Source organism: Pleomorphomonas carboxyditropha (assembly GCF_002770725.1).
Taxonomy (GTDB): Bacteria; Pseudomonadota; Alphaproteobacteria; order Rhizobiales; family Pleomorphomonadaceae; genus Pleomorphomonas; species Pleomorphomonas carboxyditropha.
The window spans coordinates 504140-517308 of record NZ_NQVN01000002.1 but is presented as its reverse complement, the minus strand read 5'-3'; the positions used below and the strand labels follow the sequence as shown (position 1 = coordinate 517308).

Annotated in this window: 14 protein-coding genes; 13 read left to right on the top strand and 1 reads right to left on the bottom strand. The window is 69.2% G+C overall.

Annotated features, from left to right (window positions below; all coding sequences use genetic code 11):
* The first annotated feature begins 24 nt into the window (after nucleotides 1-24).
* The 5 genes from CJ014_RS06825 (at nucleotide 25) to CJ014_RS06805 (ending at nucleotide 3591) form a co-directional block, all read left to right on the top strand.
* Nucleotides 25-804, top strand: a complete 780-nt coding sequence (locus CJ014_RS06825; protein WP_100079772.1) for an ABC transporter ATP-binding protein — start codon at nucleotides 25-27, stop codon at nucleotides 802-804.
* Nucleotides 801-1553: an ABC transporter permease gene (locus CJ014_RS06820; protein ID WP_100079771.1), complete on the top strand. Its 753-nt coding sequence runs from the start codon at nucleotides 801-803 to the stop codon at nucleotides 1551-1553. Before CJ014_RS06825 ends, CJ014_RS06820 begins: the two co-directional genes overlap by 4 nt.
* On the top strand, nucleotides 1550-2311 hold the full coding sequence (locus CJ014_RS06815; protein WP_100079770.1) for an ABC transporter permease: 762 nt from the start codon (nucleotides 1550-1552) through the stop codon (nucleotides 2309-2311). Before CJ014_RS06820 ends, CJ014_RS06815 begins: the two co-directional genes overlap by 4 nt.
* A 105-nt stretch (nucleotides 2312-2416) precedes the next feature.
* Entirely contained in the window at nucleotides 2417-3001 is a 585-nt protein-coding gene (locus CJ014_RS06810) for an AAA family ATPase (RefSeq protein ID WP_100079769.1), read from the top strand.
* A complete protein-coding gene (locus CJ014_RS06805) occupies nucleotides 2998-3591 on the top strand; it encodes a nucleoside 2-deoxyribosyltransferase (RefSeq protein WP_100079768.1) in 594 nt (197 codons plus the stop codon). Before CJ014_RS06810 ends, CJ014_RS06805 begins: the two co-directional genes overlap by 4 nt.
* A 76-nt stretch (nucleotides 3592-3667) precedes the next feature.
* Here the strand turns inward: CJ014_RS06805 and CJ014_RS06800 are convergent, their stop codons facing one another.
* On the bottom strand, nucleotides 3668-5218 hold the full coding sequence (locus tag CJ014_RS06800) for an amidohydrolase family protein (RefSeq protein WP_100079767.1): 1551 nt from the start codon (nucleotides 5216-5218) through the stop codon (nucleotides 3668-3670).
* A gap of 112 nt (nucleotides 5219-5330) precedes the next feature.
* On the opposite strand from CJ014_RS06800, the gene CJ014_RS06795 reads away from it, so the two are divergent.
* From CJ014_RS06795 to CJ014_RS06760, 8 genes are all read left to right on the top strand, one after another.
* Entirely contained in the window at nucleotides 5331-6314 is a 984-nt protein-coding gene (locus tag CJ014_RS06795; RefSeq protein WP_245427148.1) for a LysR family transcriptional regulator, read from the top strand.
* Between the two features lie 90 nt (nucleotides 6315-6404).
* On the top strand, nucleotides 6405-7448 hold the full coding sequence (locus CJ014_RS06790; protein ID WP_100079766.1) for an extracellular solute-binding protein: 1044 nt from the start codon (nucleotides 6405-6407) through the stop codon (nucleotides 7446-7448).
* 175 nt (nucleotides 7449-7623) lie between these two features.
* Entirely contained in the window at nucleotides 7624-8469 is an 846-nt protein-coding gene (locus tag CJ014_RS06785; protein ID WP_100079765.1) for an ABC transporter permease, read from the top strand.
* Complete coding sequence (locus CJ014_RS06780; RefSeq protein ID WP_100079764.1) at nucleotides 8466-9275, top strand: ABC transporter permease; 810 nt, start codon at nucleotides 8466-8468, stop codon at nucleotides 9273-9275. The genes CJ014_RS06785 and CJ014_RS06780 overlap by 4 nt, the downstream gene beginning before the upstream one ends.
* A 7-nt stretch (nucleotides 9276-9282) precedes the next feature.
* Nucleotides 9283-10101 carry a nucleoside phosphorylase gene (locus CJ014_RS06775; protein WP_100079763.1) on the top strand — a complete coding sequence of 273 codons (819 nt, stop codon included), beginning with the start codon at nucleotides 9283-9285 and terminating at the stop codon, nucleotides 10099-10101.
* Entirely contained in the window at nucleotides 10098-11183 is a 1086-nt protein-coding gene (locus tag CJ014_RS06770; protein ID WP_100079762.1) for an ABC transporter ATP-binding protein, read from the top strand. Before CJ014_RS06775 ends, CJ014_RS06770 begins: the two co-directional genes overlap by 4 nt.
* On the top strand, nucleotides 11180-12130 hold the full coding sequence (locus CJ014_RS06765; protein ID WP_100079761.1) for a carbohydrate kinase family protein: 951 nt from the start codon (nucleotides 11180-11182) through the stop codon (nucleotides 12128-12130). Before CJ014_RS06770 ends, CJ014_RS06765 begins: the two co-directional genes overlap by 4 nt.
* Nucleotides 12127-13167, top strand: a complete 1041-nt coding sequence (locus tag CJ014_RS06760) for an ADP-ribosylglycohydrolase family protein (protein ID WP_100079760.1) — start codon at nucleotides 12127-12129, stop codon at nucleotides 13165-13167. Before CJ014_RS06765 ends, CJ014_RS06760 begins: the two co-directional genes overlap by 4 nt.
* Nucleotides 13168-13169 lie beyond the last annotated feature (2 nt).

Here is a 13169-nt window from a genome sequence, read left to right as displayed (position 1 = left end):
GGTGTTCGCAGGTCACAGGATTCCATGCCCGAAAAGCCCGCCATCCGCATCGATCGCGTCAGCAAGACCTTCCGCCTCGGCGACGGACGGGAGCTGACGGCGCTGACCGATATCGACCTCTCGATCGCCTCCGGCGAATTCGTGGCGCTGCTCGGCCCGTCGGGCTGCGGCAAGAGCACCATCCTGCGCCTCGTCGCGGCGCTGGAAGCGGCGACGGCCGGGCGCGTCACCATCGAGGGCCGGGCGCCGGCCGAGCTTTGCCAAAGCCACCGGCTCGGCGTCGCCTTCCAGGATCACGCCCTGCTGCCATGGCTCGACATCGAAGCCAACGTCGCCCTGCCGTTCCACCTGGCCGGGCGGCCGGTCGACGGCGCCCGCGTCAGGGACCTGATCGCCCTCGTCGGTCTCACCGGCTTCGAGAAGGCGCGGCCCAGGCAACTGTCGGGCGGCATGCGCCAGAGAGCGTCCATCGCCCGCGCCCTGGTGCTGGAGCCGGAGGTGCTGCTGCTCGACGAGCCGTTCGGCGCCCTCGACGCGGTGACGCGCCGGCAGATGAACGTCGAGTTGCAGCGCATCTGGAGCCGCCACCGCATTACGACGCTGCTGGTCACCCATTCGGTGGACGAAGCGCTGTTCCTGGCCGACCGCGTGGTGGTGATGAGTGGCCGGCCGGGCCGCGTCATCCTCGACCTGCCGGCTCCCTTCGCCCGCCCGCGCGCGCCCTCGGTGATGCGCGAGCCGGCGTTCCACGATCTGGTCGACCAATTGACCGAAGCGCTGGAACCGGAGGGCGCCCACGCATGACCTCCGCCCGCAGCCAGTCCTTCGTGCTGGGCCTGATCGGCGTCTCGCTGTTTCTGGCCGCCTGGGAGGTGATCGGCACCTATCGCCTTGCCGGCCTCACCTGGCCGCCGCTGTCCACGGTGCTCGCCTTCCTGTCGACGCCGGCCAGGCTGCCGCTGTTCGGCCGGGCCGCCGCCGCCAGCTTCACGTCGGTCGCCATCGGCTACGTTTGCGGTGGCGTCGGCGGGCTGGTCCTGGCGCTCGCCAGCCACCTGATCGCCCCGGTCCGGCCCGGCCTCGACCGGCTGGTGGCGGTGATCCACGCCATCCCGTCGATCGCGCTGGCGCCGCTGCTGATCGTGCTGGCCAGCGCCGACGCGACGCCGCCGATCATCTCGGGGCTTGGCGTCGGCTATATCTTCTACGTCGCGGCGACCTCGGGTCTGGCGACGGCCGGCGCTTCCCATCGCGACCTGTTCGCCGTGCTGGGCGCGAGCCGGCTTTCCACCGCGCTGCGGCTCGACCTGCCGTCCGCCCTGCCGGCCATCGCCTCGGCGATGAAGCTGTCGGTGCCGATCGCCTTCATCGGCGCCATCATCGGCGAGTGGTTCGGCGCCTCGCGCGGCCTTGGCCTGTTGATCGTCTCGGCCATGCAGAACTTCCAGATCCCGCTGTTATGGAGCGCCGTGCTGATCACCGCCGTCGCCTCGCTGTCTATGTTCGCCCTGTTCAGCCTGTTCGAGCGTCTGGTGCAGGAGCGCATGCGATGAGTTCCGCCGCCCTCGCCTCGGTCTCTCACGTGGTACGGCGCTACTGGGCCGTGGCGCTGGTCGTCGCCGGCTGGCAGATCTGGGTCTCGGCGGCCGGCCTGTCGTCGATCGTCCTGCCGGGGCCGCTGGCCGTCCTGAAGGATTTCGCCGGCGATCCGCTGAGCTACGCCGAGCCGGCCGGCCGCACCTTCGCCGTCGCCCTCGCCGGCCTGCTGCTCGGCTTCGCGCTGGGAGGGGGGCTGGCGGTGCTCAGTTGGTCGTCGCGCATCCTGAACGGCCTCCTGACGCCGCTCGGCCTGATCTTCACGTCGATCCCGGTCGTGACGCTGATCCCGATCATCGCGCGAATGCTCGGTTACGACGTCCGGACGGTGATCGCCATCGTCGCCCTGATCTGCTTCTTCCCGGCCTTCGTCTATGTCGGCGCCGGCCTCAGGGCGCTGCCGCCCGGCAGCGACGACCTGTTCCGGGTGTTCGGCGGCTCGCGGCGCCAGCGCTTCCTGCGCCTCGTGCTGCCGTCGTCGATCCCCAACCTGATGCTGGCCTTCCGCCTGACGGCGCCGGAGGCCGTGCTCGCCGCCGTCGTCGCCGAGTTCCTGATGGGCACCGACGGCCTCGGCTACATGTTCCGCAAGGCGGCCGGCGAATTCGACACCGAACGGGCGCTGGCCACCTCGCTGATCGCCACCATCACCTCGGTGGCCTGTTTCGGCCTGGCGCTCGCCGCCGAGCGCCGCGTTCTCCGCCGCTGGACTTAAGCCCGGCGCGGCATCAGATCATCCGGACACCGCTTTGACACAACGGGCGCTGGATCGAGCCGCGGGCGGTTTCGACCTCCCGCATCAAGACAGTGAAAGGACAACATGATGGTCAAGGTTCAGCAGCCCCCCGATCCCTGGCAGCGCACTACCACCGAGCACGGCTTCTTCGCCGACGAGGTCATTTCCGCCCTGCAGAAATGCACGCGGCGCGGCATGACCGACAACGTGCTGCTGCTCGGCTGGGAAATGTTCATCACCAGCCCGGAAATGGAGGAGATGATGTGGTCCCGCCTGTGCGTGATGGCGGTGGAGGACATCGGCCTCGGCAATCCCAACGCGCCCATCCTCGTCGAGACGCTTTACCAGCAGCACAAGCGCTATCCGCGCCCGGCCGGCGATCGTTTCCTGTTCGCCGCCCACGCCATCCGCGTTCTGACCAAGAGCGAGAAGGACCGCACCTCCGACGACATGGTCAACTGGGCGAAGCGCTCGATCGAACTCGGCGACACCCTGCCGGAAATCCCCGACGTGGCGCTCGACATGCATACCCGGCGCGGCCAGGAGATGGGCCGCGACTACCTGTTCTTCATGTCCGAGGCGTCGAAGGTCGTTCCCGAGATCAAGGACAAGGACCAGAAGTACAAGCAATGGATCCTGAAGGCGCTGGCCGACGGGAGGCTGGCATGAGCCGGCCGCGCGCCTATCTCGCCGGGCCGGAGGTGTTCCTCGCCGACGGCGCGGCGATCATCGCCGCCAAGAACGATCTCGCCCTCGCCTACGGCTTCCTGCCCAACGGCATCGCCGAGGACGAGCTCAATCCGGCCGGGTTGTCGCCCTTCGAATTCGGTCACCGCATCAGCCTCGCCAACGAGAAGGCGATGCGGGCCTCGGATGTGATCGTCGCCAACCTGACGCCGTTCCGCGGCATCTCGGCCGACATCGGCACGGCCTACGAGCTCGGATTCATGTGCGCGCTCGGCCGGGCCGCCTATGGCTACACCAACACGGTGCGCCCCTATTTCGAGCGGCTTCGGGACGACTATTACCATGGCGCCATCGCCAGGGCGGCCGACGGCGCCACCCGCGGTCCGGATGGCATGATGGTCGAGGATCACGGCATGGTCGACAACCTGATGCTCGACGGCGGCATCGAGACGATGGGCGGCATCCTGGTGCGGCGGCAGGTTGAGCCGGCGCGTCTCTGGTCAGACCTCGCCGCCTTCGAGGACTGCCTCCGGGCGGCGGCCGTGCGCTTCGGCCTGGCCGTTCGGGCCTGACGGAAAGGGCGTGGCGAGCTCCATCGCCACGCCCGCCATCCTCGTTCGGCCGAAGCTCGCGTCCCGCCTTGTTCGCTCAATCGACCGGGTAGCCGGCCGCCTTGGCAACGGCAGGCGGGAAGCGGAGCGGCAGGTGGCCCGCCGGCACGCTCATCGCCGTCGCCTTGAAGTGCATCGCTTCGAGCGCCGGCCGGACCGTCGCCGCGCCGGCGCTCATCGCCGGACAATGGTCGCGCCTGAACCGCTCGGCCGTTTCGGAGATCTCCTCGCGCAGCGCGGCCTCGTCGACGCGCGTCAGCTTGCGATCGGCCATCACGACACGACCATCGGCGATCACCGTCTTGACCGCCTCGGAATTCACCGAGAAGGCGATCTGGTTGCGGATGTCGTGCAGCGGCAGGAAGCCCCAATCGTAGCGGTCGAGCAGGATGATGTCGGCCTTCTTGCCGGCTTCGAGCGAGCCGACCTCGTGCTGCATCAGGCTGGACCGGGCGGCGGCGCGGGTGGCCATGTCGTAGACCTCGTGGGCCGAGACCCAGGTGTGGAAATCGTGGCTGCCGATCTTATGCAGCCCGGCCGCCACCTTGATCGCCTGGAAGATGTCGGCGCTGTCGGCCGAGGCGACGCCGTCGCAGCCGAGGGCGACGTTGACGCCGGCCTGCTTGAGCTTGCGGATCGGCGAAACGCCCGAGCCGAGCTTGAGGTTGGCCAGCGGATTGTGGGTGGTCGAGGCTCCGGCGGACCCCATCATCTCCATGTCGGCGTCGGTCAGCCAGATGGCATGGTTCATGGTGAGGCGGTGGGTCATGCAGCCGACCTTGTCGAGGAAGGCCGGCAGCGTCATGCCGTACTTGGTCTCGCCGGTGACCGCCTGCGTCTTGGTTTCCAGGACGTGGCAGTGGATCGGCAGGTCGAGCGTGCGCGACAGTTCGCCGACCTCTTCGAGCAGTTCCGGCGAGCAGCGCTGCGGTCCGCAGGGGCCGAGGATGATGCGCATGCCGTCTTTGTCGTGCCAGCGCCGGCGCAATTCACGGAAAAGCGCGATCTGCTCGGCGCGTCCCGGCGTCGTCAGCCTGCCGAGACGCTCGCGCAGGTCGGCATCTACAAGACCGGCGGTGAACGGCGGCAGGCTGTCGAGAAAGCCCTCGTCCCACATGGAGGCGGTGATCCAGCCCTTGAGGCCGAGATCGCGATAGGCGGTCGCCGTGGCGTCCACCGCGTCGGGCGTGAAGGCCATGTTGATGACGTCGTCCTGCAAAGACGTCACGCCCGACCGGAGGGAGACGATGCCGACCAGCATCGCCCTCAGATAGTGCTCGCGCCAGGAGAGCGTCGGGGCGCCGAACGGCGGGTAGACCTCCGACAGCCAGATCTCCAGCGGCAGGTTGTCGTAGCGCCCCATCTCGAAGCCTTCGTTCGAGTGCATGTGGGCGTCGATGAAGCCGGGCAGGACGAGGGAGCGCCCGGCGTCGATCACCTCGATATCGGCATGGCGCGCCGCCTCGGCCGAAAGATCGGCGCCGATGGCGGCGATGCGGTCGCCGACCACCAAGATGTCGCCGCCATCGAATTCAGTACCGGGCGCATCGTTCGAGAAGATGCGTCCGTTTCGGATCAGAAGGGCCATGTGTGTTTCCTCGTTAAGGCAAGGGTGCGCCGGGCGGCGGCACGGAATCTGCTTTGACGGCATCGCCGAAGTTTTCGGCGGTTACATTGCAAACCTGAGGTGTATGGGGCCGATGCTTCGCCCGATCGAACATGGACTTGACGTGCGCCTGATGCGCATCTTCCTGATTCTGATCGAGGAATGCTCGGTTTCCCGGACCGCCGTCCGCCTCGGTCAGAGCCAGCCGGCGGTCAGCCTGGCCTTGAAGCGGCTCAGGGAAATCCTGGGAGATCCCCTTCTGGTCCGCTCCGGCGCCCATCTGGTGCCGACGGAACGCGGGGCGGAGATCGGCCGGCGGGTGGCGGACATCCTTGCTGAAATTGACGGCATGGTGCTCAACGCAGAGACATTCGAGCCGTCCACCGACGCGCGCAGCCTGCGCATCCAGGCGGCAAACTGTCTCGGCACCTTCTTCCTGCCGCGGATCGCCGCCGCCCTGCGCCGGGAAGCGCCGGCCATGCAGGTGGATTTCAGCGCCATCCCGGACGAGCGCGACATCTTCGGGGAGATGGAGGCCGGAACCGTCGACCTGACCATCGGCAACTGGCCGGCGCCGCGCGAGAATCTCAGGATCGCGCCGCTGCTCGACGCCGACATGGTGCTGGTGATGCGCCGCGACCATCCGCTGGCGGAGCGGAGCGGCCTCAGCCTCGAGGAATATCTGGCGCTCGAGCACCTGTCGCCCACGCCGACCGCGTCGGCGGCGATCAGCCCGGTGGACGGGCGCCTCGCCCAGCTCGACCGCAAGCGCCGCATCTCGATGACGGTTCCGGAATTCACCCTGGTGCCGTGGGTGCTCGCCGCTTCGGCCGGCCTGGTGTTCACCTCCAGCCGGCCCTTCGCCGAGGAAATGGCCGCCAACATGCCGTTTGCGCTGGTGGATGCGCCGCCGGAACTCGGCGTCATGAAATTCTATCTGCTCTGGCATGAGCGCGCCCACCATTCGCCCTTCAACCGCTGGCTCAGATCACTGGTCCGGCGCGTCTCCCAGGAGCTGCCCGAACATCAAGCCATACAGTCGCCGAAAAAACAGGCGGCCTCCATATTGCCCACCTGATAATCATTATTAGCTGCAAAGACCTTTCTCCGAGCGGAAAATCCGCTTCAATCGGTGTCCGTCCAAGCCAAACATCGGGGAACAACCAACATGTCGGACAACAGACTTTCGAGGGCCGCCGCGGCCGGTCTTGCGGCCACCATGCTCGTGACGGCGGGTCTGCCCGCCTTCGCCCAGGACTTCAAGGGCAAGACCCTGGTGGTCGGCACGTGGGGCGGCGACATCGAGCGCCTCTTGCGCCAGAACGCCGCCGAGCCGCTGGAGAAGGAGACCGGAGCCAAGGTCGAGTTCGTGCTGGGCGGCTCCGGCGACCGCATGGCGCGCATCTACGCCGAGAAGGCCAACCCGACGATGGATGTCGCCTTCGTCAACATCTACGAGGCGCCGCAGGCGCTGAAGGACGGCATGGTCGAGGCGCCCGATCCGGAGGCGCCCTATTTCAAGGACGTCTGGGACGGCATGAACAACGGCTGCTACGCCATGTCCCTGGTCGGCCTCGGCATCGCCTACAACAAGAAGCTGGTTTCGACGCCGCCCGAGTGGGCCGACATGTGGAAGCCGGAGTTCAAGGGCAAGATCGCCCTGTCGAGCTATCCCGGCTCGGAAGGCGACGGCGTGCTCGGCGTCGCCGCCCGCCTCGCCGGCAAGGACGAGCACGATCCGGATGCCGCCTTCGGCAAGCTCAAGGAGCTGACGCCGATCGCCATGACCTACACCAACCTCGACGAAATCTTCGCCATGATGGACGCCGGCGAGGTGGCCATGGCGCCGATGATCTCCGGCTACGTGCTCGCCGCGCTGAAGACCCACCCGGATATCGGCTTCTCCTTCCCGAAGGAGCCCGGCCCGGTGCTGGTGCGCGACATGCTGTGCCTGGTCAAGAATTCGCCGGAACCGGAACTCGCCAAGAAGTTCGTGGCGCTGGCTCTCGGCGTCAAGAACCAGACGGACTATGCCGAGCAGCTCTACTTCGGCCCGACCAACAAGAACGTCAAGCTGTCGCCCGAGGTGTCGGCCGACGTCATCGACACGCCCGACGAGGTCAAGGGTCTGCTGCAGCTCGACTGGCCCTACGTGATCTCGCAGCGCTCCGACTGGACCCAGCGCTGGAACAAGGAAATCCTCGGCCAGTGAGCCATGTCGCGGCGTGCCCGGAAGGCACCGCTGCGAACCTGATGGCCACGCCCGCGACTGCGGCGCTCGCTCCCCTGCCCGAACCGCAGTCCGGGCGTCCCCGGCCGGGGCACTTTCCGGCGCGCGATGTCTCCCCCGTGCGCCGGTCTTTTTTCATCCGAGGTTGTCGTAGCCGATGCCGCCATCGATCCTGCTCCTGCTGCCGGCGCTCGCCCTTTCGGCCGTGGTGTTCCTCGCCCCCTTCCTGTGGCTGGCGAGCACGTCCTTCCGCACCCAGGCCGAGGGATCGCTGCTGCTGGCGGACGGACTGTCGCTCGACAATTACATCCGCCTGTTCGCCGATCCGTTCTTTGTCGAAGTGCTGCTGCGGACACTGGCCTACAGCGTCGTCACGACGGCCGTTTCGCTGGTGGTCGCCCTGCCGGTCGCCCGCTTCATCGTCGTCCGCGCCGGCCGCTTCAAGGGCATCCTGCTGGCGCTGATGCTGGTGCCGCTGGTATCCGGCGCCCTGCTGCCCTCGCTCGGCATGCTGCACCTGATGGGGCCGCTCGGCGTGGTCAACGGCGCCTCCCGCCTCATGGGCTTGCCGACGGTGAAGCTGCTCGGCACGCCGGCCGGCATCCTGATCGGCCTCGTCCAGTCCTTCCTGCCGCTGATGGTGCTGCCGCTCGTCAACACGCTCGCCCGCCTGCCGAACGATCTCGAACAGGCGGCCGCCTCGCTCGGCGCCCCGGCGGCGGCCGTCTGGCGCCGCGTGATCCTGCCGCTGGCCATGCCCGGCGTCGTCGCCGGTTCGGTGCTGGTGTTCTGCGCCACCTTCACCTCCTTCGTCACGCCGCAGATCCTCGGACAGGGCCACATCGCCACCTTCGGCACCGTCGCCTACCAGCAGGCCGGCCAGGTGCTCGACTGGCCGTTCGCCTCGGCGCTGGCCATGGTGGCGCTCGCCATGATCGGCCTCCTGCAGGCCGCCATCACCGTCGGCAGCCGCTTCGCCCGCCGTCGGGAGGCGCGCCAATGACCACCCCCCAAACCATGCCCGCCCGTCTTGCGCGCGGTCTCCACGCGCTGTGGACGCTGCTTGCCTATGTCATGCTGCTGGCGCCGATCGCCGTGCTGATCCTCGCCTCGTTCGACGACGGCAGCTTCTTCCGCTTTCCGCCGCAGCGGCTGTCGCTGCGCTGGTTCGAGGCGGCGACCGCCAGCCGCGAATACCGCAGCGCGCTCGGCATCTCCTCGCTGGTGGCGCTGCTCGCGGCGGCCATCGCGGTCGTCGCCGGCTCGCTCGCCGCCTATGTTCTGGTGCGGCACCGGCCGCGCGGCGCCAGGATCATCGAGGCCGTCCTGCTGGCCCCGCTGGTGCTGCCGCTGATCGTCTGGGCGATCGCCCTGATGCAGATCTACTCGGCGCTGAGCCTCACCGGCACGCTGACCGGCCTGGTGCTCGCCCATACGGTGATCACCCTGCCCTACGCCGTGCGCATCATGCACGCCACGTTCGAGCGCATCGACCCGGCGCTCGAAGCCGCGGCGGTCAGCCTGGGCGCCCGGCCGTTCGACGTGGCGCGGCGCGTCGTCATCCCGCTCGCCCTGCCGGGCCTGCTGACCTCGGTGGCCTTCTCGCTCCTCGTCTCGTTCAACGACGTCATCGTGTCGGCGCTGATCGCCGGCGGCCGCTGGATGACCTTTCCGGTCCGCCTCTACTCGCAACTGCGCGGCCAGGGCGTCGACCCCACCACGCTCGCCATCGGCGCGGGCATCATCGCGATCATTCTCGTGGCGGCCGTCATCGGGGAATTAACCATGAAATGGTCGCGGCAAGTGTGAGTGAACCATGACAGACTATCCCTATCTCGACCGCATGCCGAAGTTCGAACGCGACGGCATTCCCTCGCTCACCGGCTTCCGGCGCGAGAGCGTCGCCGCCAAGGTGGTGCTGGCCGTCCGCGATCCGCTGGTGGTCGGCGAGGGGGCCGACGAGGACCAGATCGTCGCCGAACTCGATGGCGCCGAGCAGGTCGCCCGCACCGGCCTGTTCACCACCTACACCGGCCGCTATCGCGGCGTGCCGATTTCGGTGGTGCTCGGCGGATCCGGCTCGCCGGAAGCCGAACTCGCGCTGATGGACCTCTTCAACTACACCGACTGCGACACGGTGATCCGCATCGGTGGCTGCGGCGCCTGGGGCGAAAAGGTGCGCGTCGGCGACATCGTCGTCTCCTCCGGCGCCGTGCGCGACGAGGGAATGACCAAGGCGCACGTCCGCGCCGAATATCCGGCCGTCGCCGATTGGCGCGTCGTGGCCGCCATGGCGGCCGAGGCCGAGGCGATCGGCCATCCCTTCCACGTCGGCATCACCCGCTCCGGCGACAGCGAATATTGCGGCTGGGGCAAGCCCGGCCCCGGCGGCTATCTCCAGGACGAGCACAAGCAGATCATCGATTACTGGCGGCGGGCCGGCATCCTCAACACCGACCGCGAGGCGGCGGCGATCCTGACGCTGTCGAGCCTCTACGGCCGGCGCGGCGGCGCCGTATCGTCGGTCGGCGACAACGTGGTGACCGGCGAGCCGCACCGCTCCGGCTCCGGCCAGCGCAACGCCATCCTCGTCGGGCTCGGCGCGCTGGCGCGTCTTGCCGAGGAGGGGCGATGAAGGACTATCTCCACATCGAGGAGGTCGCCAAGCGCTTCGGGGAAACCGAGGTGCTGAACGGAATATCCCTCACCATCCCCAAGGGCGGCTTCGTGGCGCTGCTCGGTCCGTCCGGCTGCGGCAAGTCGACGCTTCTGAAGATCATTTCCGGCCTGGAGACCGAGACGGCCGGCCGCATCCGCCTTGCCGGCGAGTGGCTGGCCGGCGTGCCGGCTTTCCGGCGCGACATCGGCGTGGTCTTTCAAAGCTATGCGCTGTTCCCCCATCTCAGCGTCGCCGAAAACGTCCGTTTCGGCCTCGACATGCGCCACATGGGACGGGCGGAGGCCGACGACCGCGTGCGCGAGGCGCTCGCCCTCGTCAAGCTCGACGGCCTCGGCGACCGCATGCCGCGCCAATTGTCCGGCGGCCAGCAGCAGCGCGTCGCCATCGCCAGGGCTCTCGCCATTCGCCCTCGCCTGCTGCTGCTCGACGAGCCGCTCAGCAACCTCGACGCCATCCTGCGCAAGAGCGTGCGCGTCGATCTGCGCGAACTGCACGATCGCGTCGGCGCCACCACCGTCATGGTCACGCACGACCAGGAGGAGGCGATGAGCATGGCCGACAAGGTGGCGGTGATGCACGACGGCGCCATCGAGCAGTGGGGCAGCCCGGAAGACATCTACGAACGGCCGGCCACCGCCTTCATCGGCACCTTCGTCGGCAATCCGCCCGCCAGCATGGTGACGGCGCGCCGCCATCTTTCCGGCGGCTGGCGCATCGGCGACATGGCATGGGCTCCCGATCCGGCGCTGGCCGACAGGCTGGACATGGTGCGGAACCTCGACGTCACGCTCGGCCTTCGCGCCGAACGGATCGACCTCGTCGAGCGCGACGCGCCGGGCGCCTTCCCGGCCGAACTCACCTCGTCGGAATATCTCGGCGGCGAGCGACTGCTGCATTTCCTGGCGGACGGTCATCGCGTGGCGGTCGCCCATGCCGGTGCGTCGCCCGAAATCGGCCAGGTGGTCGGCCTCCGGCCGCGAACCGCCGACGTCATGCTGTTCGACATCAATACCGGCCTCAGGATCGACGCCCGATGAGACGCCCCGAGTTCCATTGCATCGGACCGGTGGTCCTCGACCGGATGATCAGGGTCGACCGCATTCCCGGCCCCGACGACAAGGCTTTCGTCAGCGCCAAGTACGATACGGCCGGCGGACCGGCCCGCAACGTCGCCTTCGCGCTGGCCGGCTGGGGCGAGCGCGTGACCGTGGCCTCGGTGGTCGGCGACGACGCCATCGGCCAGCGGCTGCTCGACCGGCTCAGCGAAGCCGGCGTCGGCACCGACGCCATCGAGCGGCTGCCGGACCTCGAAACGGCAAGCTGCACCATCATCGTCGACGAGACCGGTGAGCGGGCGATCCTCATCGATCCGATCGACGACGCCGTGCTCGCCCGCATCGGATCGGGGCTGCGGCCGGCGGCCGGCGACGCCGTGCTGGCCAACCTGTTCCACGACCATGCCGCCATCGATGCCCTGGCCGGCGCCCGCGCCGCCGGCGCCCTCGCCTTCGTCGACCTGGAATGGCCGGAGATCGGGCGATGGGGCTGGGCGGCGGCAAGGCGCGCCGCCGCGGCGGCCGATGTCGCCGTCACCAATCGGCAGGTGCTGAAGGCGTTCGCCGAGGAGCGGGACATCGCGCCCGACGACGAAGCCGCAGCGACACTCGCCCGCCAACTCAGGCCGGCCGGCGGTCGCGTCTGCGTGACGCTCGGCGCCGACGGCGTGCTCGCCCGCGACGGCGACCGCCTCCTCCGCCTGGCGGCGATGCCGGTGACGCCGAAGAACACCACCGGCGCCGGCGATCGCTTCCTGGCCGGGCTCGCCCGGGCGCTGGCCGCCGGTATCTCCTTCGACCGGTCGCTCGCCCATGGCGTCGCGGCGGCCGGCCTCCATCTGGCCGGCTCCGGTGACGGCTGGGCCGAGGTGGAACGCGCCGCCGCGACGGTGGACGTTCGCCCTCTTTCCGCAGGAGTCCTGCCGTGAAAACTTCCCCCGAGGCCATCCGCCGCGTGTTCGCCGCCGCCTGCCTGGGCGATGCCCTGGGCGCCGCCACCGAGGCCATGCACCCGGACGACATCGTCGCCGTGTTCGGCGGCCGGGTCGACCGCCTGTTGCCGCCGCCACCCAAGGCGCCCTTCGCGGCCGGCCTGACGCCCGGCCGGCTGACCGACGACGCGACGCAGATGCTGGCGATGGCGCGGCGCATCATCGCCACCGGTGGCCGGCCGACCGTCGACGACGCCGTCGCCGGCATGCTCGACTGGGCCGAGGATAGCGACGTCTTTGCCCGCTTCGCCGGACCGACCACCCGCATCGCCGTCGAGCAGTTGAAAGCCGGGGCCGATCCGGCCGCCGTCGCCAGCCCGGCCGTCTATTCCTGCATGTTCGGCACGTCGAACGGCGGCGCGATGCGCGCCCCGGCCGCCGGCTGCGCCCGGCCGGGCCAGCCGGAGGAAGCGGCCAAGCTGGCCGCCATCCTGTCGGCGCCGACCCACAACACGCAAGTGGCCTTCGGAGGCGCCGGCGCGGTTGCCGGGGCGATTGCCGCCGGCCTGGGCGGCGCCAAATTCGCCGACATCGAGGAGGCCGCCGTCACTGGCGCGCGTGCGGGCGAGGCCGAGGCCGTCGCCTGGGGCCGCGTCGTCGGCGGCGCCGGCGTGATCCGGCGTATCGGCATGGCGGTCGAGATCGGCCGGCATCATGCCGGCGATGTCCACGCCGCGGCCGCCGAACTGACCGAGGTGATCGGCAACGGCGTCGCCATGGCCGAAGCCGTTCCCCACGCCTTCGGCCTTGTGGCCGCGGCACGCGGCAATGCCTGGCAGGCGATCCTCGGCGCCGTCAACGGCGGCAACGACAGCGACACCATCGCCATGATCGCCGGCGCCGTCGCCGCCGCCTACGAGTCGTCCAAGAGCTGGCCGGCCGACATCCTCGCCGAGATCGAGCGGCAGAACGGCCTCGACCTCGCCGCCTTCGCGGCCGAATTCGCCGCCTCCCTCCCGCCGGAGACCGCCTGACC